General features: G+C 40.5%; 22 protein-coding genes, 1 tRNA gene and 3 pseudogenes. 5 read left to right on the forward strand and 21 right to left on the reverse strand.

Annotated features, from left to right (window positions below; translation table 11 throughout):
* Positions 1-20: 20 nt before the first annotated feature.
* From JCM15907_RS04775 to JCM15907_RS04795, 5 genes and pseudogenes are all read left to right on the forward strand, one after another.
* Positions 21-1,025, forward strand: coding sequence for an RnfABCDGE type electron transport complex subunit D (locus JCM15907_RS04775; RefSeq protein WP_025842924.1), 1,005 nt, complete (start codon positions 21-23; stop codon positions 1,023-1,025).
* Positions 1,022-1,705, forward strand: a complete 684-nt coding sequence (locus tag JCM15907_RS04780; protein ID WP_025842925.1) for an RnfABCDGE type electron transport complex subunit G — start codon at positions 1,022-1,024, stop codon at positions 1,703-1,705. The genes JCM15907_RS04775 and JCM15907_RS04780 overlap by 4 nt, the downstream gene beginning before the upstream one ends.
* On the forward strand, positions 1,702-2,292 hold the full coding sequence (locus JCM15907_RS04785) for an RnfABCDGE type electron transport complex subunit E (RefSeq protein ID WP_025842926.1): 591 nt from the start codon (positions 1,702-1,704) through the stop codon (positions 2,290-2,292). Before JCM15907_RS04780 ends, JCM15907_RS04785 begins: the two co-directional genes overlap by 4 nt.
* 27 nt (positions 2,293-2,319) lie before the next feature.
* Positions 2,320-2,891, forward strand: a pseudogene (gene rsxA / locus JCM15907_RS10785) (electron transport complex subunit RsxA).
* Between the two features lie 781 nt (positions 2,892-3,672).
* Positions 3,673-3,746 (forward strand) — tRNA-Arg (locus JCM15907_RS04795).
* A 264-nt stretch (positions 3,747-4,010) separates the two neighbouring features.
* Here JCM15907_RS04795 and JCM15907_RS12990 read toward each other — a convergent pair.
* The 21 genes and pseudogenes from JCM15907_RS12990 to murI all read right to left on the reverse strand — a co-directional run bounded on the left by JCM15907_RS12990 (position 4,011) and on the right by murI (position 24,235).
* Positions 4,011-4,172, reverse strand: coding sequence for a hypothetical protein (locus tag JCM15907_RS12990; protein WP_159099914.1), 162 nt, complete (start codon positions 4,170-4,172; stop codon positions 4,011-4,013).
* Between the two features lie 118 nt (positions 4,173-4,290).
* The gene (gene mutL, locus JCM15907_RS10795) at positions 4,291-5,892 is read right to left on the reverse strand and encodes a DNA mismatch repair endonuclease MutL (protein WP_051522385.1); all 1,602 of its coding nucleotides are present in this window, start codon (positions 5,890-5,892) and stop codon (positions 4,291-4,293) included.
* Between the two features lie 4 nt (positions 5,893-5,896).
* Positions 5,897-6,148, reverse strand: coding sequence for a hypothetical protein (locus JCM15907_RS04805; RefSeq protein ID WP_025842927.1), 252 nt, complete (start codon positions 6,146-6,148; stop codon positions 5,897-5,899).
* Positions 6,145-8,142 (reverse strand): OstA-like protein, encoded by a 1,998-nt coding sequence (locus tag JCM15907_RS10800; RefSeq protein WP_081773798.1) that lies wholly within the window; start codon positions 8,140-8,142, stop codon positions 6,145-6,147. The genes JCM15907_RS04805 and JCM15907_RS10800 overlap by 4 nt, the downstream gene beginning before the upstream one ends.
* 118 nt (positions 8,143-8,260) lie before the next feature.
* On the reverse strand, positions 8,261-9,652 hold the full coding sequence (locus JCM15907_RS04815; protein WP_081773799.1) for a peptidylprolyl isomerase: 1,392 nt from the start codon (positions 9,650-9,652) through the stop codon (positions 8,261-8,263).
* A 37-nt stretch (positions 9,653-9,689) separates the two neighbouring features.
* Complete coding sequence (gene recQ, locus JCM15907_RS04820; protein WP_025842930.1) at positions 9,690-11,858, reverse strand: DNA helicase RecQ; 2,169 nt, start codon at positions 11,856-11,858, stop codon at positions 9,690-9,692.
* 32 nt (positions 11,859-11,890) lie between these two features.
* Complete coding sequence (gene clpX / locus JCM15907_RS04825; protein WP_025842931.1) at positions 11,891-13,144, reverse strand: ATP-dependent Clp protease ATP-binding subunit ClpX; 1,254 nt, start codon at positions 13,142-13,144, stop codon at positions 11,891-11,893.
* 21 nt (positions 13,145-13,165) lie between these two features.
* Positions 13,166-13,857: pseudogene (gene clpP / locus JCM15907_RS10805) on the reverse strand (ATP-dependent Clp endopeptidase proteolytic subunit ClpP).
* Between the two features lie 435 nt (positions 13,858-14,292).
* A pseudogene (locus tag JCM15907_RS10810) lies at positions 14,293-15,551 on the reverse strand (hemolysin family protein).
* Between the two features lie 48 nt (positions 15,552-15,599).
* A complete protein-coding gene (gene lptC, locus JCM15907_RS12215) occupies positions 15,600-15,890 on the reverse strand; it encodes an LPS export ABC transporter periplasmic protein LptC (protein ID WP_051522386.1) in 291 nt (96 codons plus the stop codon).
* A 17-nt stretch (positions 15,891-15,907) separates the two neighbouring features.
* Complete coding sequence (locus JCM15907_RS12995) at positions 15,908-16,204, reverse strand: hypothetical protein (RefSeq protein WP_051522387.1); 297 nt, start codon at positions 16,202-16,204, stop codon at positions 15,908-15,910.
* A 54-nt stretch (positions 16,205-16,258) separates the two neighbouring features.
* The gene (locus JCM15907_RS04845) at positions 16,259-17,626 is read right to left on the reverse strand and encodes a tetratricopeptide repeat protein (protein ID WP_025842932.1); all 1,368 of its coding nucleotides are present in this window, start codon (positions 17,624-17,626) and stop codon (positions 16,259-16,261) included.
* A 58-nt stretch (positions 17,627-17,684) separates the two neighbouring features.
* On the reverse strand, positions 17,685-18,389 hold the full coding sequence (locus JCM15907_RS12225) for a BamG-related protein (RefSeq protein WP_051522388.1): 705 nt from the start codon (positions 18,387-18,389) through the stop codon (positions 17,685-17,687).
* Positions 18,386-18,988: a BamG-related protein gene (locus JCM15907_RS12230; RefSeq protein ID WP_051522389.1), complete on the reverse strand. Its 603-nt coding sequence runs from the start codon at positions 18,986-18,988 to the stop codon at positions 18,386-18,388. Before JCM15907_RS12230 ends, JCM15907_RS12225 begins: the two co-directional genes overlap by 4 nt.
* Complete coding sequence (locus JCM15907_RS13655; protein ID WP_081773801.1) at positions 18,960-19,433, reverse strand: type III pantothenate kinase; 474 nt, start codon at positions 19,431-19,433, stop codon at positions 18,960-18,962. The genes JCM15907_RS12230 and JCM15907_RS13655 overlap by 29 nt, the downstream gene beginning before the upstream one ends.
* Positions 19,388-19,723: a type III pantothenate kinase gene (locus tag JCM15907_RS13660; protein WP_025842934.1), complete on the reverse strand. Its 336-nt coding sequence runs from the start codon at positions 19,721-19,723 to the stop codon at positions 19,388-19,390. The genes JCM15907_RS13655 and JCM15907_RS13660 overlap by 46 nt, the downstream gene beginning before the upstream one ends.
* 35 nt (positions 19,724-19,758) lie before the next feature.
* Positions 19,759-20,616 (reverse strand): lipoyl synthase, encoded by an 858-nt coding sequence (gene lipA / locus JCM15907_RS04865; RefSeq protein ID WP_025842935.1) that lies wholly within the window; start codon positions 20,614-20,616, stop codon positions 19,759-19,761.
* 56 nt (positions 20,617-20,672) lie between these two features.
* Positions 20,673-22,499 carry a S9 family peptidase gene (locus JCM15907_RS10830; protein ID WP_306305476.1) on the reverse strand — a complete coding sequence of 609 codons (1,827 nt, stop codon included), beginning with the start codon at positions 22,497-22,499 and terminating at the stop codon, positions 20,673-20,675.
* A 50-nt stretch (positions 22,500-22,549) separates the two neighbouring features.
* Positions 22,550-22,846, reverse strand: a complete 297-nt coding sequence (locus JCM15907_RS13845; protein ID WP_306305477.1) for a hypothetical protein — start codon at positions 22,844-22,846, stop codon at positions 22,550-22,552.
* Positions 22,847-22,913: 67 nt separating this feature from the next.
* Positions 22,914-23,351 (reverse strand): META domain-containing protein, encoded by a 438-nt coding sequence (locus JCM15907_RS04875; RefSeq protein WP_025842936.1) that lies wholly within the window; start codon positions 23,349-23,351, stop codon positions 22,914-22,916.
* Between the two features lie 50 nt (positions 23,352-23,401).
* A complete protein-coding gene (gene murI, locus JCM15907_RS04880) occupies positions 23,402-24,235 on the reverse strand; it encodes a glutamate racemase (RefSeq protein ID WP_036885501.1) in 834 nt (277 codons plus the stop codon).
* Positions 24,236-24,878 lie beyond the last annotated feature (643 nt).

Below are 24,878 nucleotides of genomic sequence, written 5' to 3' on the forward strand. Positions count from 1 at the left end.
TACAAATAAATTTTCTCACAATGGAAAATAGAATGATAGTATCGCCTTCACCGCATATTCATAGTGGTGATAGCATCAGTAAAAATATGTACGGAGTGCTTATTGCACTGGTACCAGCGTTTTTGTTTTCGGTATACCAATTTGGATGGAACTCCCTTTTAGTTACCGCTATTTGTGTGCTCACTTGCTGTTTCTCGGAGTATTTTATTACAACCTTTATGCTCCGTCGTAAGAACTATATTTTCGATGGTTCTGCTATTCTAACAGCTGTACTTTTGGCCTTCAATCTTCCAAGTACTTTGCCTTGGTGGATTGTGATAATAGGTTCTTTTATCGCTATTGCTATTGGTAAGATGGCTTTTGGAGGTTTGGGGAACAATATCTTCAACCCAGCTTTGGTAGGTCGTGTATTTCTTTTGATAGCTTTTCCTGCTCAAATGACTACTTGGCCTGTAGCATCTCACCTCGCTAAGGTAGTAGACGGAGAGACTATGGCTACTCCTCTCTCTTTTATGAAAGAGGCTATTAAGGGGACTGAAGGTGCTTTGGAGCAAATCCCAAGTTCGTTAGATCTTTTCTTGGGGCTTAACCCTGGTTCTATGGGAGAAATTTCTGCCATAGCTCTTTTGATAGGTCTTGTGTATATGTTGGTGCGTAAGATTATCACTTGGCACACTCCTATATCCATTTTGTTAACGGTATTTGTGTTTAGTGGCATTCTTTACTTAGTCAATCCATCTATATATCCCTCTCCTGTTACTCATTTGCTTACTGGAGGTCTTATGTTAGGTGCTATTTTTATGGCTACTGACTATGTGTCATCTCCTATTACTCATAGTGGACAACTTGTTTATGGGGTATGTATTGGCTTGCTGACTGTGATTATTCGTACTTGGGGTGCTTATCCAGAGGGTATGTCTTTTGCCATTCTTATAATGAATGCCTTTACCCCAATTATCAACCTATATTGCAAGCCCAAGCATTTTGGAGAAAAAGTTAAGAAAGTAAAGGAGGCAACGAAATGAAAAAGTTAGCATCTACATTCCCTAATATGCTTCTTTCACTCACTCTTATATGTCTTATAGTGGGTGCGATACTTGGAGTTATGAATGAGGTTACTAAAGACCCCATAGCTGCCACAGAGTTAAAAAACAAAACAGAAGCTATCAAACAGGTTGTTCCTGAGTTTGACAATGCCCCTCTTGATGAAAAAGTTGAAGTAGAGTTAGAGGGCGAAACTGAAAAACTCACCGTTTATCCAGCCAAAAAGGGTGGTACAGTAGTGGGATATGCAGTACAGTCTTACTCTGGTAATGGTTTTTCTGGTCGTATTGATGTAATGGTAGGTTTCGATGCTGCTGGTATTATTAAAGATTTTTCTGTCTTAAAGCATTCCGAAACTCCAGGTCTTGGTGCTAAGATGCAAGAATGGTTTCATTTGGACAATCTCTCTGCTACTTCTATCCGCAAGATATCTGGGGTAGATATGAGTGCAGAAGCCCCTCTTGTGGTTAGTAAAGATGGAGGTAAGGTCGATGCTATTACTGCTTCTACCATAAGTAGTCGTGCTTTTCTTGATGCTATCAATAGGGCTTATAAGACTTACCAAAAGGTTAGTGGGGGAGTTACAACCACTTCTGCAGAAGAAGCTATTATGGAACAAACCACTACAACTACACTTGTAGAGAAAGGAGCTGAACAATGAATAAGTATATACAAACCCTTACAAATGGGATTATTAAGGAGAATCCGACTTTTGTCCTTCTCCTCGGTTTATGTCCTACATTAGCCACTACAACTTCTGGAATAAACGGGATGAGTATGGGATTGGCTACAACGTTTGTTTTGATTTTTGCCAACTTGGTAATCTCATTGCTTAAAAAGTTAATTCCAGATGCGGTACGTATCCCAGCTTTTATTGTGGTAATTGCGGGCTTCGTAACGGTTCTCCAGTTACTTATTAAGGCTTTTTTACCCTCGTTAGATGCGAGCTTAGGGCTTTTTATCCCATTAATTGTTGTTAACTGTATTGTATTAGGACGTGCAGAGTCTGTTGCATCAAAGCAGAATCCAATTATTTCTATCCTTGATGGTATTAGTATTGGTTTGGGCTTTACATTGGCTCTTACAGTGTTGGGTGCTATTCGTGAGTTATTAGGCTCGGGTAAAGTATTCGATATGGTACTCTTCCCCGATTCTTATGGAGCTTTAACTTTCATTCTTCCTCCGGGAGCTTTCTTGGTATTGGGATGTCTGATTGCTCTCTTCAATGTGGTAACAAAGAAATCTTGATGTTGCACTTTTAATTGATATTCTATTATGCATTATATAATGATTGTCATAGCAGCGATATTTGTTAATAACGTTGTACTGTCTCAGTTCTTGGGGATTTGCCCTTTCTTTGGGGTTTCTAAGAAGATAGACACCGCTGCTGGTATGGGGGCTGCCGTAACTTTTGTTTTGGCAATAGCACTATGGTAACCTTTTTGATTAACAATTACGTATTGGTTCCTTTCAATATAGGTTTCCTCCAAACTATTTCGTTCATCTTGGTTATTGCCTCTCTTGTACAGATGTTGGAAATGGTTTTGAAAAAAGTTTCTCCTCCTTTATATCAAGCATTAGGGGTTTTCTTACCCCTTATTACCACTAACTGTTGCGTATTGGGGGTAGCGATATTAGTTATCCAGAAGGATTATAATTTCGTTGAAAGTCTTGTTTATTCGATTGCTACGGGATTAGGGTTCTTTTTGGCAATGGTTGTATTTGCGGGGATGCGTGAACAACTCTCCTCTGCCAATCTTCCTAAGGCAATGAAGAATGTTCCTATTGCTATGATCTCTGCAAGTATATTGGCTATGGCGTTTATGGGCTTTAGCGGAGTTGCATAAGTAGCATTTTACGTTAATAATTGTACGAAGGCGACTTCTCATCCGTGCAAGGATGGGGAGTCGTCTTTTTCTTTTCCCAAAAAACTTTCTCTTGGCTTTTGAGTGAAGAGTATTTCTTCTAAGGAGGTTGATGGATTTTTTGTGAAAACTATCGTCTGAAAAGAGTATAAGAGGAAGCCCTAAAAACTTCGATAAGGTTCGGAAAGGAGGGGATATATTGCTTCCCTTTCTATAAGGCTTGTATACCTATCGCAGCACATTTCTAAAGATAGTAGTAAAAAGCATTACTCTAATGGTATAGGTAATTGGAATGAAAAGGTATAATCCTTTTGAGAGTTTGCTCGGATGGTTTCAAAAGTTTGCACGGAAGGTTCGGGGAGTTTACAAGGATGGTTGGAGAAGTTTGTACGGAGGGTTTTGCGGGTCTATATGGAGGATTTAAGAGGACAACGTATTACAACAGCAGGAAGATAACACTACCTTGCCAGTACTTATATCTCTTTCCTTGTATTTTTTCTTGTCAAAAAACTTTGGTGAAAAATAATGATTCTGAGAGTTCTCCTATGCAGTGTGTTCAATCAGCAAGCAGTTTTACGAGGGAAAAAAATAATCGTTCTGTGGATTCTTCCAATGAGGATTCTTTCGTTGTCTTTTGGATACTCTGAGAAAGGAGGACTTTTGATAAGAGGGAAGAAAGAGTAAAAAGAGCGAGATATAGCGGTGTATGCTGTTTTTTGTTTAACAAAAAAGTCTTACCTTTGCAAGCGGATTTGGAAATCTTGGTCAGGTAGCTCAGCTGGATAGAGCAACTGCCTTCTAAGCAGTCGGTCTCGGGTTCGAATCCCGACCTGATCACTTTTCCTCCAAAAGATTTCTTCCTATTTTTCTTTCCCCTTTAGTTGGGGATTTTTTTGTATGCAGACTCTGGTTGGGATAGTGTCGTTAGATTGGGAGAGAGAGTTATGAAAATCTCGCACATTACATACTCACTACGTTATCATTTAGGTTTCCCATCTGTGTATACCCTTCTTCCTACCATTTCAAAGGCTTTTAATGCAGGCTTTCTACTTATTGTTCTGTACGACTGTTGTGGTTACTATATTCTGTATAGTTTTTCTGTTAGAAGAGTTTTTTGATTTCTTCTTCGGAGAAAAGATGAATAATCTTTTGCCCCGTAGGGGTATAGGTATTCTCTATACAAGAGAAGAGTTGAGCTATAATCTCCTCAGCTTCTTCCGTTGAGCGTAAAGGCTTAAAAGCTCCTCTCTTTTCTTGTGCCATGCAGAAGCCATAACATCTATTAGTTCATCCGTAGAAAAATCTTGCTTGCCGAGCATGGAAGAGATAGCTTGCTCGATAATATCTCTAGCATGGTTCTCTACAGATAGAGGAGCGGTATTTATGGAGTATTCGCCTTTTCCCAAAGGCTGATTTCGAAACCCAAAGAGTCTAATTGAGGGATTATTTTCTCTATCTGTGCTTCCTCTCGAATAGGAAAACTACACACCTCTGGGGTCAATAGCTGAGAGGTTTGTAGAGATTGATTTTTATCTTTTAATTGGCGTAATATATCCTCATAGACAATGCGTAGCTTGGCTCTGTGTGCATCGATAAACACCACCCCTCTCAGTAAAGAAGTAACTATGTAACGCTCTCCATACAGAAAACAATTCTGCTTTTTAGAAGCATAATTAGGTTTCAAAGATTCACTGTTGGACTCCAAAGCCGTTTGTTGGTCTTGAGAAAATAGAGGGGAAGAGAGAGGGGGTGTTCCAGAAGTGCTTCTATTGCTCTCGAAGGAGCGAAACATATCTTGCCAACTTATTCGAGAAGAGTTCCCTTTCGGTTTATAACTTGCAGATGTTTCTTGAGGTAAATTGCTGCTCTCTAAAAATGGATCATAGCTGGGGTCAATCGTGGTATCTGGGGCGGGTAGTATCTCTTCAGAGTGCCCTTCATAGATAGGTATATCCACTACATTTTGAGGATTGAAGTCAATCATTGGAGTTTCCATTTTTAGATTGAGCGTTTGTCGGATAACGATAGCTAAAATCTTAAAGATAGCTTGCTCATCTAAAAACTTTATCTCCGTTTTGGTTGGGTGTATATTGACATCTATTCGAGAGGGGTCTATGGTAAAGTTTATGAAGTAGTTGGGATATGTGTTAGGAGGTAGTAATTGATCATACACAGAGCTTACCGCCTTATGGAAGTAAGGGTGCTTCATAAACCGTCCATTGACAAAGAAGTATTGTTCGGGATTGCGCTTTTTAGCACCCGAAGGATGACAAACAAAGCCATCAATCGTTGCTAATTCGTTTTTAAAAGTAATGGGGATAAGAGTCTTTTCTAAATGCTTCCCCAAGGCATCTGCCAAACGCCTTAATTGGGTTGTTTTGGGCAAATCTAAAATAGGGACTCCATCCGAAAGGAAAGAGAAAGAAATAGAAGGGTATATAAGTGCTATTCGTTCAAACTGCTCCTGTAAGTGTCTTAATTCAGTGGCATTGGTTTTGAGAAAGCGACGGCGTGCAGGCACATTAAAGAAGAGATTACGCACGGTAAACGTACTTCCCACAGGGGCTACCGTTGGTTTGGACGATACAACTTCAGAGCCATTGATGCAGAGTAAAGTACCCATTTCATCAGAGTCTCGGCGGGTGAGTAATTCCACCTGTGCTACGGAGGCAATAGAAGCTAATGCCTCTCCTCTAAAACCCATGGAGTGGAGCGAAAAAAGGTCTTCTACTGAAGCTATCTTACTGGTAGCATGTCGCTCAAAAGCCATACGAGCATCCATTGGAGACATACCGCATCCGTTGTCGCTGACGCGTAACAAAGCTCGTCCTGCTTCCTCTACCTCTACTCGTATCTGAGTAGCTCCAGCATCGATAGCATTTTCTACTAATTCTTTGAGAACCGATGCTGGGCGTTGGATTACCTCTCCTGCCGCTATTTGGTTGGCAATGCTCTCGGGGAGCACTCGTATGATTTCGCTCATAGACTTATCGATAAAATAGATACCAAATGAGAACTCCCAAGAGGAGGAGTACGACGAGTATTTTCAAAACTTCATTCCAACGATTCAGTCCCGATATACCTTTTTCCTCTTGTCGTGAGAGGTGGGTCATATTTTGGGTTAGCGCATCGTGGATTTCTTCTGCAAATCGCTCTTTACGAGAAGAGGTATCCTCCTCATCCATTTCTGTAACATCTGTCTCTTCCTCATCGGGGGGGAGCTCTCCGTTTCGAATCATTTCCCGTCGGATGGCTTCGATACGCTTTTTTCGTGCCTCCTTAGAGGGATTCCAGTAGATGGGAGTGTGCTGAAATTGTCTCGGTTTTCGATTGCCGTAGAAGAAAAAGAGTCCCATAGTTTTGATAAAGGATTATTTTTTAGTAACTGTTCGTAAGAGGGTGCTTGCCAAGGCTGGTTTTGCTCTTCGAGTCTACGAACATAAATAGGAAGAGTAGAGGGAAGAGGTTCTTTCTCCCCAGGTGAGGAAGAGAGAGAAGAGATAGAATCATTGGGGATTGTAGTGTACAAAGCAATTTGATTTTCCAACATTTCATAGGCATTCTTCGCTGCATGTGCCCCGCTGAAACGACTTAAATCACTTAAACTTTTAGGAGTGTAGGGGATAGGAGTACCCAAAGAATCTCTCTCTATTTGGAAAATATCTTCAGAAGATTGAGGGCGCAGAGAAGATTTCCATGACAAGCCTGAGAGAAGAGCAATATCGGGAGTAACCTGTTCGATAGGATATATTTTCCCCTCTACAGCACCATTCCAGATAGTCTTTCGAAGTGTGTCTTGATCTATGTAGGAGATAATTTGGGGTGCTTTGATATGTCCAAGTGCGTAATAACGCTTAAGAGCTTCTTGCTGGGCATAGTAGATCATTTCTGCGTTACCATGTACTTGCACCTCTCGAACGGTGCTATCAGCAAAAAAGGTTAGAAGAGAATCCCCCTTTAGTTGCTCGTATTTATCCTTTTCTATCTCTCGCATCACTTTCGCATTGGGAGAGGCCAAACTTCTATCCAAAGAGTCGGCGATGAAATATATTTTTATCGTATCTCCTTCTACTTGTGTTTGCTCTTGCCAGAGTATGGGTGTTTTATATAAAGTTAATGTAGAGTCGAGCGTGAAATAGCGTGCCGAGTCTGCCACAGCTTGAATATCTCTTCGGAAAAGGCGTACATTATGGTAAGCTCTACTGAGTCGAATATCCTCTTTCCCTCTCTTTACTTGGATGCTTTCCAACGTATCTGCCCCCATATAGAGTGTGTCGGGGCGAGAGTAGTCGGTTAGAGATGCTCGTTGAGTGGTAAAAGCATACTCTTTCTTTTCATCATAATAGCCATACTCCCCTTGTAGAATCGCTTTGTTTATAGTATCAGTCAAAACCATATTACCAAAAGACTCTGCAAACTTTTCCTTTCGGTCGTAAAGAAGAGAATCTCCTGTTATAGTTCCTCTTTTTTGATATACAACGGAGCGATCTAAAAGAATACCAACATCTTTATCTGTATCGTAAACTCCTCGAGTACTTTCTATGTGTCCTGAGTCAGACTGTATAGTAGTAGGCCCTTGAAAGTAGGCAATTTTAGAATTAGTATTATATCGAAGATAATCTGTATTGAGAGTAAAGTCGGGATGCGTTAGCTCTACCATATTTCTAAATATGGCTTCATTGAGTCGAGGTGTATATTCTCCGTAGATAGAAGTGAGAGTATTGAGAGAGTCTACTATAGTTCCCGTATCAAAATAGTAACCAACATTAAGATTTCGATCGTAGTCGAGACTATCTGTATATAGTACTGCTGTCGAATTTCTTAATTCGACGGTATTCCGAAGCTGGGCTATTTTGGTATTCCCATCATAGAAAAGATACTTTGCTGTAATAGAAATCGTATCTCCCTCTGTTATCCTAATTGTTCCGAATGCTTCAAATTGATTTTCTTCTTCTTTCAAATAGGCACTGTCGCACTTCATAATCCAGCTTTGATGGCTCAGCTGGACATTGCCAAGCAGTTTCTGAATCCCGGGGGCATTCGCAGCATCATATTCCAAGACATCGGAATAGTCAAGAGCAATGCGATGCTCCTCTTGCTGCTTTTGAATAGGGGGAGGAGTAGATGCTAAGAGAAGTGAAAAAAAAATCAACGATAGGCACAGAAAGATGACACCTCTGTGAAAAGCTGTGGGGAGGGTAGCAGACGAAGATGACGATTTATTTTTCCCCATGGGCAAATTTGGACTTTGGATCTTGTCGGATAAGAACCTTACTTATAATAATATGCCTTTGTTTGTTGTACTCAAGAGGGTATTCATCTCTGTTGAGAGAGACACATTTTTCATCTTCTTATTTATTCTCATGTACCCATCCTGGATATTTGAAAGTACAATTACGATATTTTTCGTTTACTTCAACGAAAGTTTTTTTCTGTTGAGTTTTCACCCACTCGTCAAGCACTTTATTTCTTTTGCTTTCCAATGCCATGGCCTTGATAGCTTGAAAGTCCATTTGCAAATTAGCTCTGTGTGCTTCGTCGCGATTTTTGAGCTTAACGAGTACAACCTCCTTATTCCCTTTATCATTAATCATTATAAAGGGGCGAGAGATTTCACCTACACGCAAATTAGCTATCTGCCTACTGATATCTTGAGGTAAGTCTTCCATAGAGAAGAGAGAACTTCCTGCAAGGGTACTCTGATAGTTTTCGTTTATGAGAAGACCATTATTGTTGATTGTCTTCTCATCTTGTGAATATTCATCCACAGCCTTCTCGAAAGAGATTTCGGACTTAGTTATCAAAGAACCTATGCTATCAAGTTTCATAACCTCTCTTTCGAGTGCTTCATTAGCTACTTCAGGACGTAGGAGAATATGACGGAAGTTAATTAAGTCGCCTCTTTTCTCAATGAGTTGTACAATGTGATATCCTTCTTCTGTTTTGATAACTTGAGAAACCCTATTAGGGTCATTTAGTTCGAATACTACTCTTGCAAACTCCGTTTCAAGACTGGTCTTGGGAACAAAACCATATTCTCCACCTTGTGTCGCTGTTCTATTGTCTTGAGAATAGAGCCTTGCTAATGAGGAAAAGGTACTTTTCCCACTGCTGATATCGGCACTAAAGGCTCTTAAGCGCTCCTTGATACGGTCTATTTCTGAGAGGGAAACATTCGGCATTCGTGCTATTTTTTGTACCTCTACCTGTGTGGGAACAAAAGGAATAGAATCGGCAGGAAGAGAGTTAAAGTAACTCCTTATCTCGGAGGGAGAAACTGTCAGATTGGAGGCTATCTTTTGTTGCATAGAGCGTACAATCTCGTTGTTCCGCACCATACGTTTTCTATCCTCTCGTATCTGTGCCAAGTTTTTCCCGAAATACTCCTCGAGCTTTTCTTTAGAGCCTATCTGCCCAATCATCCCTTGTATATCCGACTCTACAAAGCGAGTAACAGAAGACTCATCTACCGTTATGCTATCAATCTTCGCTTGATTGAGAAAAAGCATCTGTACTGCCAACTGCTCGGAAATAAGACAATCGAGATCATCTTGCACTCGCATACCCTCAGATAACATACGCATCTTCTGATACTCTACATCGGAGTGCAAAATGGGTTCATCGCCCACCATCCATACTACTTCATCAACGATATTGCTTTGAGCTTGTAGGCTAAAGCAAGAAGCTATGGTAAGTAGGCCACCCATTGCAATACTTATCACTTTTTTGTAGCTGTTACTCATAATAGGGTACGAATGTTTGTTACTTTTTTCGAGTTGTTTAGTTAGCCTGCTCGGAGATAAATTTGATGCGGATGAGCCTTAGTTCTTCTAAAGAATATACATCTCCGAATTCATCGGCTACGGCATCAATTTGATCGGATTCTGAACTTTTGAGGAAGTCATATACCTCTTTGACATCATCATCGCTCATAAGCTCGTAGATGATATAATCAATGTTTATGCGAGTGCCAGAGTAAACAATCTGTTCTATTTCGGTCAAAAGCTCCTCAATATCAAGATTGTTAGAAAATCCAATCTCTTCCAAAGGAATACGTCTATCTAACTGCTGAATAATAGAGATTTTTACCTTGGACTTATTAGCCACAGTACGCACTCTAAAGTCCATAGGACGCTCTATCTCATTATCCTCTACGTGCTGTCTGATGAGACGCAAAAACTCCTCTCCATAACGGCTTGCTTTGCCTGCACTTACTCCGGGAATGTTTTGCAATTCCTCTTCGGTGATAGGATATAGCGTAGCCATTGCCTTGAGTGTAGCATCTTGAAAGACCACATAGGTGGGTACTTTGTGCTGAGCGGCTACATTTTTACGAAGGTCTTTCATCATAGAGAAAAGCTCTGGGTCTGCTGCTTCGCCAGAAGCGTCCTCTTTTGCCACAAGCTCTTCTTCTTCGTCTGAGTCTATTACTATCTCAAACTTTGTAGGTTTTTTGATAAACTTCTTTCCCTTGGCGGTAACTCCGAGTAAGCCATAATTTTCGACTCCTTTCTCTATAAACCCACCTATAAGAGCTTGGTTGATGATATTCTCCCATGTTTCGGCATCGGTTTCCTCACCTTGCCCAAAACACTCTAATTGGTCGTGCCCAAACATTTCAACATCGGCAGTGGTAACACCTCTTAGGACGTTGATTACATGATCTCCCTTACATTTCTCCTTTAGAGCGAGTATAACCTCTAAGGCACTTTGTAATAATTCGGTTGCTTCAATTTTCTTTTTTGGCATTGTACAATTATCGCAATTTCCACAATTATCTTTATCATACTCTTCTCCGAAGTAGTGTAGTAGCAATCGTCTACGACACACTGCAGACTCTGCAAATGTAGAGGTTTCAGAGAGAAGTTGCTTACCTATTTCTTGCTCCGATACAGGTTTATTTTGCATAAACTTCTCAAGTCGCTGCATATCTTTGGTACAATAGTAAGCTATGCAAAGCCCCTCACCTCCATCTCGTCCTGCACGCCCTGTCTCTTGGTAATACCCTTCGAGACTCTTGGGCATATCATAGTGTATTACATAGCGTACATCGGGTTTATCAATGCCCATACCAAAGGCTATAGTAGCTACAATTACTTTACACTCTTCGCTCAGGAAAGCATCCTGATTGACCGCCCTTTCTCGAGCATCCATACCCGCATGGTACGGAAGGGCTTTAATCCCATTGGTCTGAAGAAGCTCGGCAAAAGTAGTTACTTTATTTCGGCTCATGCAATAGACAATACCACTTTTTTCGGGATTTGATAGAATAAATTTTATGATGTCCCTATCAATGTTCTCTGTTTTAGGGCTTATCTGATAAAAAAGATTCGGTCTATTAAAGGAAGACCTAAATATTGTAGCCCCGTGTATATTGAGAGTTTTGATAATATCATGCTCTACTTTGGGGGTTGCCGTGGCTGTGAGAGCTATAATAGGGCGTTTGCCAATTACTTCTATAATAGGGCGTATTTTTCGGTATTCGGGACGGAAGTCATGCCCCCACTCTGAAATACAGTGAGCCTCATCAATAGCGTAGAATGATATGGGGATGCTTTGTAGGAAAGTAGTATTCTCCTCTTTGTGCAAACTCTCTGGCGCAACGTAGAGTAACTTAGTAGTTCCTCGGCTAATATCTCTGCGCACAGCCTCTAACTGAGCCTTAGAAAGTGATGAGTTGAGGAAGTGTGCAATACTATCATTTTTACAATAGCTTCGTATAGCATCGACTTGATTTTTCATCAGAGCTATCAGAGGAGAGATGATAATAGCTGTCCCTGATGATATGAGTGCAGGGAGTTGGTAGCAAAGACTTTTCCCTCCACCTGTGGGCATCAAGACAAAAGAGTCCTTACCCTCCAGTAAGTTGGTAATTATGGCTTGTTGATTGCTTTTAAAAGTATCAAAGCCAAAATGATCTTTTAACTGAGTAAGCAACTCTTGATTCATGATTCTTCTCGGGGTAGGATGAATATAAAGTCTTAATTACGAATGTGTAAAACAGTACTATGTTTTTCGGCATAGTCTCGAGTGATGACCAACTCCTTGACATTTCCACCTGGTAGAGAGTACATAGCTTCCATCATAATGGTTTCTACTACGGAGCGTAGTCCACGAGCACCCAACTCCTCTTTGATAGTCTTGTCTACGATATACTCCAAAGCTTCATCTTCGAATGAGAGCTTGATGCCGTCCATCGCAAATAACTTGGTGTACTGACAAATAATAGAGTTCTTAGGCTCGGTAAGGATACGTTTAAGGGTAGAACGCTCCAAGGGATCTAAATAAGTGAGTATAGGAAGTCGTCCTAAAATCTCAGGGATTAATCCGTAAGAACGTAAGTCTTGATGAGAAACGTACTGTAAAAGATTCTTTGTGTCAATTTGGGTACGTTCGCCATCATTTTGAAATCCCACATAGCGTGTGTTGAGACGATTGGCTATTTTTCGTTCTATGCCATCAAAAGCCCCTGCACATATAAAGAGGATATGACGAGTATTGACCTGAATAAATTTTTGGTCAGGATGCTTGCGCCCTCCTGCTGGGGGAACGTTGATAATGGAGCCTTCGAGGAGCTTCAGTAATCCTTGTTGTACCCCTTCGCCACTCACATCTCTCGTAATAGAAGGATTATCACTTTTACGAGCAATTTTATCTATTTCATCAATGAAAACGATGCCTTTCTCGGCCGCTTTCTCGTCATAGTTACAGGCTTGAAGTAGGCGGGTAAGAATGCTCTCAATATCTTCTCCTACATATCCAGCTTCAGTGAGTACCGTTGCATCTGCAATAGCAAAAGGCACATCTAACATACGGGCAATGGTTTGGGCTAAAAGCGTTTTTCCTGTACCCGTAGGTCCTACCATAATGATGTTACTCTTTTCTACTTCTATATCATCTTCTTGAGGAGGCTGTAGAATGCGTTTATAGTGATTGTAAACAGCAACAGAAAGATACTTTTTAGCATCTTCTTGTCCCACCACATATTGGTCTAAAAAGGACTTTATGTTTTGAGGGCGAGGTAGCTGACTGAAATCTAATTTAGCAAGAGCAGGGTGCTCTTCCGTTGTTTGTAACATTTCAGGTCCTAAGGCTTGGCGTATTGCTTTGCCTATTTGTAGCACACAGTCGGAGCAGATGGCAGTAGGCTCGTCTCCCTTGACGAGTATGGGTACCTCCTCTTCGCTTCGACCACAAAAACTACAGTGTGAACCTGTTTTCTTTGATTTTGCCATGTTTGTTGAACGATAGCTTGTTTAAGCCTCTTTTTTCTTAGGAGTTAACACTTGATCTATCATGCCATATTCAAGAGCTTCGGTAGCGGTCATCCATTTGTCACGGTCGCTATCCTTTGCAATTTGCTCAATAGTTTTTCCCGAGTGGTCTGATATAATCTTGTAGAGTTCTTCTTTAACCTTCAATATCTGTCGGGTAGCAATCTCAATATCACTTGCTTGTCCCTGCATTCCACCTAAGGGCTGATGTATCATCACACGAGAGTGGGGTAGAGCATAACGCTTGCCTTTGCTCCCAGCTACGAGCAACACGCTGCCATAGAAGCTGCCATACCTGTACAAATGGTAGAGACATCACATCCGATATATTGCATCGTGTCGTAAATACCGAAACCTGCATATACTGATCCCCCAGGAGAGTTTATATAGATAGAAATATCCTTGCCTGGGTCTGTGCTATCCAAGAAAAGTAGTTGCGCTTGGATAACGTTGGCTGTATAGTCATTTATCTCTGTACCCAAGAAGATGATACGGTCCATCATTAGGCGAGAGAATACATCCATTTGGGCTACGTTGAGCTGGCGTTCTTCAATGATTGTAGGAGAAATGTATCCACCACCTCCTCCGCAAGAAGTTATATATTGATCTACTACACTCTTACTTAAGCCTAACTTTCCAGAGGCAAAGTGTTTGAACTCATTTTGTAGTGTCATAATTGCTATTTTGACTTTAGTTGTTATTCTCTTTTGTCTTTATAAAACAAACAATAGGGCTTTTTAGAACCCCCTTTGGTTTTGATTCATACTATTTATGGTCTATTCCATTCGCTTTTCGATGCTGTTTTCAGAAAGACTCTATAAGCAAAGATAATACTTTATTGTCGTTTTATCTACTCTTTTATAGCCCTTTATTGCTTTGATAAGTGCTAAGAAAAAAGGGGAGGGCAACAACTTCAAAAACGATAGAGTCGTTGTCCTGTAACCCATATAGTAAACAGTTAAAAGGTATAATGGTTTTCGATGAAAGGTATAATGGTTTTCAAGAAAAGGGTTAATGGTTAGCGAGCGTGGTTACTTCGGTGAAGAACAGAAACATCTGAAAAGATATTTATAGAAAGAATTTCGAGGCACCCTCTCTATTTTATAAGGTTACTTATCCTTCTCTAAAATAGAGAGTTTAATTAGTTCTATACGAGTAGAAGTACAACGAAGTATCTTGAAAGAGAAATTGTCTACTACAACGACTTCTTTAGTGTTAGGGATGTCTCGATTATAGTGAAGAATGAGTCCTGCCAAAGTATTGTACTCGTCACTCTCGGGAAGCCCCAACTCAAATCTTTCATTGAGTTCGTCTATTTCGCTACGTCCGCTTATGATATAGGTGTTGTCGTCGATCTTTCGTTCTACGAGCTTTTTTCTGTCGTGTTCATCTTCTATATCTCCGAATATCTCTTCTACCAAATCTTCTAAGGTAATGATACCCGATGTGCCTCCCATTTCATCTATAACGATGGCAATAGACTTTTTGCGCTGCATAAGTTGCTTCATCAGTTTATGCCCATAGGTACTATCGGTACATAAATAGCGGACTGCATTCTCTCCTGCCAATCTTTGCCCTTAAATATTTCCGAACAGTGTATATAGCCCACTACATCGTCTATGCTTTCTTTATAGACGATTACCTTAGAAAGCCCTGTGCTTATAAAGATATTGGTTAATTCTTCGAGACTGGTTTCCAAAGAGCAAGCCACAATTTCATTACGAGGTATCATGCAGTCTCGGGCACGTACATCTGAGAAGTCAATAGCGTTTTGAATGATTTTGACCTCTGTATCCAAAGAACCGAAAGAACCATCGGAGGAGAAACTTTCGCTCAAATAGTGATCCAAGTCGATTGTTGTAAGTTGTGCGTGAGGGATAGACTGGTTCCTTTTACCCATAAGATAGAGGATGCCTTGCGATAGCTTGGTACATAGGATGCTTATAGGATACAGCAAAAAATAGCTAAACACTATTGGCAAGGCGAGGTGGCGCATAACCCCATTAGGGTCTTTTTTGAATTGAGATTTGGGTAAGTATTCGCCAAAAACAATAATAATAAGGGTAGAAAGAATGGAGTTTACTAAAAGAAGAATCCCATCTGAAGTAATAAATCGTTGCAATATCGGATCTAAAACCTGAGACATAAACAGCCCATACATAACGAGAACAATGTTATTACCCACAAGTATCGTAGTTATGTAGTTGTTCGGATTGCGAAATAGGATAGTGAGCATACGCCCCGTCAATCCACCTCTATTTCTATCCAACTCGATACGGAGTTTGTCGCTCGTCAGATAGGCTATCTCCATTCCCGAAAAGAAGGCAGAAAGGATAAGCAGGATAATGATGTAGATTAGAATATATATGTTGTCGGACACCACGGTTCTATTAACTTATTTTCAAAAGTAAGCAACTTATTCGGAACTTTCCTCCTCTTCCTTTAGTTTCATACTTCCTCTACTGTGGTAGAAGGTGTATTTAGAGAAGTCTTGATTGGCAGAAAAATGACTCCCTTTGAGTACTTTGTCTTTTGTGATAATCGTTACAGTATCATCGGAATATATAATGTTATCTCCCTTTTTCCAGTTGAGGGTTCGGGCAAAGAATTGGTCCCCATCCAAATTTATGACAGAGATGTTGCCGATGAGATTCCAAACTTCTTCCTCTGTATAATAGTAGGCGGTGTCCGCTTGTATTTGAGCCAAAAAATTTCTATTGCTATCTATTTTTTCGGATATAAACCCCGATGGGAAGTACCAGTACGGACGAGGAGCTTTACTATAGATGTACACTCTTTAGCCTTGAGTCGATAGCGAGTTTCTCCAGAGTCTGAAACGAGTACATCGACATCTTTTGTAAGCATACTATAGGCAGAATCTACCGAAAATCCATGTTCCGATGTAGTCGCCTTCTTATTGCCACAACTCATAGATGATAGCAATAAAAAAATAGCTAAAGTACCTAACCATTGATGGATAGATACTTTAGCCAAAGAGAAAAATATATTCGTTCTTCTCATCTATAACAGAGGTATTGACTAATGCCTGTAATAACCTCTACAAAATGTTTTTGTTTAACGAATTACGGTGCTTTCGCCAATCCAACCTCCTACATAGAAGCTCTTGCCTGACTCTAACTCTGGGTGCATAAATACGTCTGTAGAGGAGGGGAGTGAGCGACGATAAGAAGCGATAAGCTGTGAAGCTTCAGTTGCTACCTTAGGATCTATGGAGCGAGCTTTTTCCAACTTGTCGATAACTAAGTAGTACACGCAACGCTGTCTAATAGCATCTCCTGGGAAAATGCTTGATGCAGAGGCTGCATACATTTTGGCTATCAAAATGAGAGGACTACCCATAGATGGGTTTTCTGCCATAGCCTTGTTACAGAACTGACGTGCTTGAGAGTAATTGCGTGTATTCATTTGCATAACAGCCATGGTGTAATAGCAACTTGCCTTAATGTTTTTGTCGGAGGTCAAAGAGATAGCTTGCTCAAGGTAATTCATCGCTTCGGTATTACGGTTACTATTCATTGCCTCTTTGGCCAATCCTAATGCTGCGGCAGCTGTAGGCTTGATAGCGAAAAGATATTTACTAGCTTGGAAATAGATAGGGTCTTTTTCACAATCGGCGCTACGGAACATATCTAACATTGCTTGCAAGAAAGAGATATTATCCTTGTTAGCCTCCAAATCTTTACCATAAATCTTTACCAGAGTCTTACAGTCTGCCAATCCGCTCTGAGCGAAAAGAGCATCAAGCTGCCCCTTAAGGCTTCTAAGGTACTCTAATTGTACAGTGTCTCCTCCTTGTTCTGCTCTCTCTACAGCTTTTTCCATGAGATCATTGCCCGCCATATAATCTTTGATATACTGCTGGTGCCAAGACTCGTTGCCAATAGCTTTGTTCAAAGAAGAGAAGACATTGAAGTAAACAGCTTTAGGGTCTGCACTTTCCCCCATTTGTTCTACAATAGGCTTAGTCCAAGAGTAAATCATGTTATAATCTACCTTGTTCTTGTCTACCCAATTGAGATAATCCGTAATCTTACTTGAGGTAATCCAATCTATTCCATACTTGGGATCATTACCAAAGTACTTGGCACGAGTATCGTAAACCTCTAAGAGCTCTTTAAGTAACTGCTCTTTTTGGGTAGCATCTGTTGTATTTTGTAGTTCCCAATTAAGAATCCGTACACCATAGATATAGATATTCTTGGTAGAAGCAGGACATTCCTTGTAAGCCGACTGCCAGTAAGAGCGAGCCTCTTTGAAGTTGCCTTCTTTGGCGTAAGAGGTGAAAAGGCTTATGTTCTCTCGGCATTTGATACTGTCTTGTCCTGTACCAAAAGGAGTATTTGTTTCTACTCCTGTTTGAGCATATCCCATTAATGAATAAGCCAACAATGTGGCGGAAAAAAGCATTTTAATACGTTTCATTAGTATTATTCCTTTCTTATTGTTTTTTTGAACCATCTGCCTTTTGAGGGCAGTCCTTTTAATCTAACTTAATCTTACGGAACCAGCCTTCGTTAAAGCGAAGTCCCACGGTAAAACGGATATAGTTCTCGTGAACCCATTCCTTAGTCAAAGGCATGAGATGACCATAATCGAGGGTTAAATCCAAGAAAGATCTTCTATCTACCATAGGGATTCCCACTCCCAATGATATCCCTCCTTTGTAGTATCCGCTCAAACTCTTTCCCGTGGGTAGTTGAAGATAAGAATTTTCAGCAGAAAAACCTCCTCTATACTCGATTTTTTTCCAAAAAGAACGATCCGAAGCATCGGGGGTATAGGCTATTCCCATGCCAGCTTGCCATTGATTTTGCACTTTATAGGTTTCTTTTTCGAGAATCGCTCCCTGCCAAAAGTTGTATTGTAAATCTGCAGTGAACAGTAACTTCTGATTGACCTCATAGGCAACACCTGCTCCTAACTGCATAGGTACTTTATAGTCACTGTTAGAACTAACAGAGTCAGAACTAATGATATTCTTTGGCACACCTGACTGTAATACACTTTCTTGATGTATAGCTACGCTTTTCAAAGGAAGCGAAGGTGTGTAAGTAATGCCCAATGTTAGTTTGTCAGACTTTGCGATTGGCATAGTGTACTGCATCCCCACAGAGCCCTTGAATCCAGAAAGTCTCAATGCATCGAAGAAAAGTGTGTTATAAGACGATGAGGTGTTGTAACTCACTGTTTGTATATGCTTGAGTCTCCGAGAAGAAAAGAGGCATTTATTCCAATAGAAAAGCCCTTGAAAGGAGCGAAAGCTGTACCTAAATAAAATTCGTTGATAGTTCCATTCCCACTATAATCAACGGAATATTTTTGTTTGGCATTAGTTCCAATTGGTTGAGTACTACCGAAACGATATCCTACAGAAGAGTAGGGCATAACTCCTGCACTCACTGCCATCCATTTGGTTACGGGGAAAAGCATGCTGAGATACTCAAAGTTACCTAAAAGACGACTATCGCTCTTATTATTCTCGGCAAACCAAGAGAAGCCAATGCTCGAAGAGAAGTCCATAATGAACGTTTGGGAGTCGACAGCAATATACGAAGCTGGATTTTTGGGGTTAATATGTCCTTTGGAACTAAGAGCAATACCTGTGTTACCTAAGCTACGAGAAGTGTTGGAAGCTGATTGCGATAGAGAACCAATTCCAAATCTTGTATAGGGAGACTCGGTACTATTGTTTTGAGCCTTGATAAGAGGCGAGAAAAGCAACGCCACCGCCCAAAAAGAGAGTATATACGAGAGCTTAGTGCTCAAACTGTGCTTTTTGTACATTGTATTCTAATAATTTATCTAACCCTTTCATTACAAGGTTTGGTTCTACAAAGGTCACACTTTTTAGTTTATCAGCAAAATAGGGGGCATAACCTCCTGTTAGCAATACTGTATACAATGGATGTTGATCTTTTATTTTACGGCAATATCCTTCGATTTCAAATAGAATTCCATCCATAATGCCTGCTAAGATAGCTTCTTCGGTGGTGTTACCGAGGTCTTTGTAGGCGATAGCTAACTCTACCTGTGGCAGTTTAGCTGTTGCCTGATGTAACGATATACTCCTAGTTAAAGGTCCAGGAGAGATATTTCCTCCGAGGTAGACCCCAGCCGAAGAGATGCGTTCGTAAGTGATAGCTGTGCCTATATCTATAACTAATATCTCATGCCCTTTAGGAGCTATCTCGTAGCTCCTACAGCTAAGGCAATGCGATCTGCTCCTAATTGTCTTCGATGATAGCGAATCTCCTTTAGCGGGATTTCGGTTTTCTCATCAAGATATAGAAAGAAGGAGCAACGCTCTCGAAGAAATTCAATAACTCGACTTTCAGAAGTCCCTACTGCACTATACAGAGCCCTGAGAGAAACATTGGATGGCACATCGCATAGAGAAGCCAAATCAGACTGCGAAAGCTCTCGAAACAGTATTTGTTCCGACAACTTTCCATCATCCGAAAGAGTAACCTTACAGTAGGTGTTGCCCCTATCTATCAGTATGTTTCGAGTGCGAAGCATATTGTACCGATTATTGATACTCTTAACAGAAGGTTTTACTTCTTGATAATGTGCTGCTCAGCATGATAGGAAGAGCGTACCAAAGGAGCACTTTCTACATGGGTAAACCCTTTACTCATAGCTATCTCTTTGAGGTAGTCGAAATACTCAGGTGTAAGATATTCTACTACAGGGATGTTCTTTCGACTCGGTCTAAGATATTGTCCTATCGTGAGGATGCTAACTCCTTTTTCTCGAACATCGTCCATCAGTTGTATAATCTCTTCTTCTTCTTCTCCCAAGCCTAACATAAGTCCAGTTTTAGCAGGGATGCCTGACAGGGCTATGCGCTGCAAAACAGCAAGACTTGTATCATAAGTCGCTACACTGCGAACAGATGGAGTTAGTCTACGTACAGTTTCCATATTATGCGATATAACCTCTGGTTGAGCTGCTATAATCTTGTCGACCATAACTAAATCTCCTCTAAAGTCTGGAATTAAAACTTCGCATGTTACTCCTGGGTTCAGCTTCTTGATAGCAAGAATAGTTTGTACCCAATGCTCAGCCCCTCCATCAGGGAGATCGTCTCTATCTACACTGGTAATGACGGCATGTTTTAGCTTAAGCGTTTTCACACTCTCGGCAACGGCTTGAGGTTCGTTGGGATCTAAAGGAAGAGGACGTCCTGACTCGGTGTTACAAAAGCGACAGCTACGAGTGCAGATATTACCACCAATCATAAAAGTAGCAGTACCTCGACTCCAACACTCTCCTTGGTTGGGACAACGACCACTACTGCAAATAGTGTGTAGACAGTGACCTTCTATAACTTGGCGCGTAGTACCATACGTGACACTACCGCCCATTTTGATGCGAAGCCACTCTGGTTTTTTTACAAAGTTACTGGGCATAATACCTTATAGTGTAGAAAAGATGTTTGGTTATTATAGGTTTTTCTTTAAGAAGTCTATTTTCTTCTTGTAAAGATGTTGGCGTGTGTTTCCGCCATAGATACTATGGTCTTTGTCGGTATAAATAGCATTTCAAAAGGAATATCATGCTGTACCAATACTTCTACAAAATCCATGGCGTTTTGAAGATGCACATTGTCATCCGCACCTCCATGTACGATGAGAAGATTCCCTTTTAAGTTCTTAGCCATGTGCAGAGGAGCTCCCTTGGTATAGCCATCAGGGTTTTCTTGAGGAGTACGTAGATAACGCTCAGTATAGATAGTATCATAATAACGCCAATCGGTTACAGGAGCTACCGATATACCTGCTTTGAAAACGCCTTCACCTCGACACATCGTGAGAAGTGTCATATAACCTCCAAAGCTCCATCCCCATATACCAATTCGAGAAGCATCGACAAAAGGTAGTTTCCCAAAGGCTTTGGCTGCTGCTATTTGGTCATCGGATTCAAGAATGCCCAGTTGCATATAGGTACACTTCCTCCATTCCCTACCTCTTGAACCTGTACCTCGACCATCTACACAAGCCACAAGATATCCCTCTTGGGCGAGGTAGTACTCCCAGCCCATACTGAAACGATCTAAAACTTCTTGAGAGTCGGGACCGCTGTACTGTACCATAAGAAGAGGGTACTGTTTGTTAGGGTCAAAGTCTTTGGGCTTCTGCATCCAACCATTGAGAGTAATGCCTCCGCCAATTTCTAACTGAATGAATTCTTTAGGAGCGAAGCGATACTCTTTGATACGCTTTGCCAAATCTTGGTTTTCTTCAAGCATACGGAGTTGTTTGCCATCTTTACTGCTGTGGATAGAGTATTGATGGGGGGTATCTGTGTTGCTAAAAACGTTGAGGAAATGGGTAAAGTCGCTACTAAAAGTAGCATCATTTATTCCGCTCTTACCTGCTAAAACCTGTATTTTACCCGAAGGAGTAACCTTCAAAATTCGGCGTTGTGTAGCTTTTACATCTGCTGCTTGGTAGTAGATATTGCCTTGCTTGTCGGCTCCATAAAGAGTCAAAACATCGTAAGCCCCCTTGGTAAGTTGCGCTTTCTTTTCGCCAATGGGAGAGTACTGATAGATATGCGCATAGCCATCCTTTTCGCTAACCATGGTAAAGCCTTGTTGAGAGATAATAAGGCTACGCACCCACTCGGTCTTTATGTAAGCCTCGTCAGTGTCTCTTAAGGCTTGTTGCGCTACAAGAGTAGCAGGGTTAACCATAAAGAGTTTGAAGTCGTTTTGATGTCTATTGAGAGTGAAAACTGCTAACCCATTCTTGATAGGTGTAAACTCAATACGAGGCAGATAAGTTTCCTTATCAACAGGTAAAACTACTTGGCGAGCTACCTTTTGATTGATATTATAAACAAAGAGAGAGACATCGGAGTTTTTTTCACCAGCCTTAGGATATTTGTAGGTATAGTTTACGGGATACAATCGCTTTCCATAGAGAGGCATATCGTAGGCTTTTACTGCCGACTCATCAAAGCGTACATAGGCAAGATAATTATTGTCAGCACTCCAAGAGAGTAACTTGGTGGAGCCCAACTCCTCTTCATATACCCAATCGGTAGCTCCATATATAATTTCATTCTTTTTACCATCAGTAGTAACCTGTATCTCACTATCGAAGTCAAACTTGTGGATAAAGATGTTATTATCTCGAACAAAGGCTACCATACGACCATCTGGACTGAAGGTCGGAATCATAATCAACCCCTCTTTAGAACTGAGAGGCGATAAACGATTTCTACGAACATCATAATGGTACACCTTAGAGCGAGAAGAGTGACGATATATCTGCTCTGTCTCGGTCATGAGCAACATGTGGTTCCCCCCCGGAGCTATGATATAGTCATCAATATGCTTTATGGAGCATCCGTTTGTTGGGCGAGGTCGAACAAAACCCTTACCTCCCTGCCGGTAGCAAACTCAGACTGGGTTATCCTTGTCCTTTCGTAATTCAACTCTGTATAGTAACGTCCATCATCCATAGAGCGGAAGCCTCTACCTGCATGCTTGTACGCAAAATGCCAATTCGTAATCTCCTCAATAGAAAAAGGTTTACTGCCATTTTGAGCTGTAGCTGTTTGAGGCAACCATGTTCCCAAAGAGAGTATAAAAATAGAGACAAGTGAAGTAAAAAAGTTTCTGGACTTTAACATAATGTTTTTCTGATGCTAATATGGATGATTCCAATAACGTTACTAAAAGTTTATCCCCGAATTGTTATTAGCGCTTTAGTACAATAACAGGTTGTTTATCATTCTTATCCTTGTAAAGAAATGCCTCTTGTCCTTTTACATAAATATAGGTAATAGACTCAAGCAAAGCGTAGTATTCGGTTTCAAATCCATTACCAGGGCATCCGACTAGGGTAGAAAATACATCTTTAATTTTTATAGTCCCTGATGTTTTGAGTGTAAAAGGAGCACCATAGCTATTACAGATTGCTTTTCCTCCTATACGCATCTCTTTAATATCAAAGTTTATAGTCATAGGCTCTTCGCCCAAAAATTTGTTTCCATTGATATGGGTTACTTGCCAATCTCCTGCTATTTCTTCCAGAGAAGCTCCATTATGATTCATTTTACAAGCGCAGGAAGTTAGTAGTACAAATGTTGCGACAGTGGCAAGTAGTAAAAAAAACACTTTCTTATTAGTTTTCATAGTTGATGGATATTATTTAGTGAATGATTTTAGTGTAATAACATACAGAGTTAGTCTATGATGATTTGCTCAGCGAGGATAGACTCTTGTAGAAAAACAGAGGCTTTTTCGACGAATTTACTTTCTTGCTCGGTACTAAGATAACGTGTAGTACCTTCTTTAGAGAGTCTCTGTTCCATATCACGGTGTCTTAATAAATAATCTTTCAGAGAGGTTGCTACGTATTCTCCCTGTGCTACAATATGAACGAAAGAGGGAAGATATTGTTGTATTTTCTCTCGCAAAAGAGGGTAGTGTGTACAACCTAATACGATTGTGTCAATAGCTCTATCTTTAGATAAAAGAGCCTCCAAATGTTTGCGAACAAAGAAGTCTGCACCAAGGCTATTATACTCTCCATTTTCAACAAGAGGCACCCACATAGGACAAGCCTCTTCATGCACTACGAGAGAGGGGAATAGCTTGCCTATCTCTATGGGATAGCTATGACTCCCCACGGTACCTTCTGTAGCCAAAATACCTACATGCTTGGTACTACTTAATTGATCTATAATCTCTATGGTAGGACGTATAACCCCCAATACTCTTCGAGTAGGATCTTCCATGAGAGGCAAATCTTGTTGCTGTATAGAACGAAGAGCTTTGGCAGAGGCTGTATTGCATGCCAAAATAACCAAGGGACAACCGAAAGAGAATAATTTCTTTACCGCTTGGAGGGTAAACTTATAGACAATTTCAAAAGAACGACTTCCATAAGGCGAACGAGCATTATCTCCCAAATAGAGATAGTCATACTGAGGCATCACTTTACGTATTTCGTTAAGGATGGTAAGTCCGCCATAACCTGAGTCAAATATGCCAATAGGGGCCTTCTGTGATAACATTCTATTGATGCCTGCTCTTTTTCGGCTCTCAAAGTTACTATTTTTCTTGAGAGCGGAGTAGTTTCTTAGTAGCGATTTATCTCTGATTGTCTGAAAAGAGGGCTGTTATTTTGCTTAAGAGAGTTCATTATTAAGTAGCTATTAATCTTTGAAAGGGAACTCATATTTCCTTTCGACTCTAACATTTATTCTCCTCAAGTGCAATATTCCACTTTTGACAAAACATCTGGGAACTATTGTATTAGCTTCAAAAACACTTTTGTAACAAACTTCTTCTGTGAAGTATTTGAAAGGTATAATGGTTGAGTGAGAAACCATTATACCTTTTGTCATTAACCTTTAACCCTTACACTTGTAACCATTAACCCTTTTGAAAAAATCCATTTGACTTTTTTGTTATGTGAAGGAGGTGTTAGCCTTTCTTCTCTTCGATATGCTCTTCAGAAAAGAATCTTTCTAACGAAAGTATGGTCAATTCAATATTGTTGGCTACCTTTGCGGTAGCTTCACGGGGAGGGTATTTACAAAACTTCTTTTGTAAGATGTAAAGCAACTTTTATACCTCTCTTTTATCCATTGTAGGTGGGTAGAGTGGTGGCTTGTGAGAGTTCTTTTCCGTGTAGTCAGCACACTATGCTTATTA

This window comes from Porphyromonas gingivicanis JCM 15907, assembly GCF_000614585.1.
GTDB lineage: Bacteria > Bacteroidota > Bacteroidia > Bacteroidales > Porphyromonadaceae > Porphyromonas > Porphyromonas gingivicanis.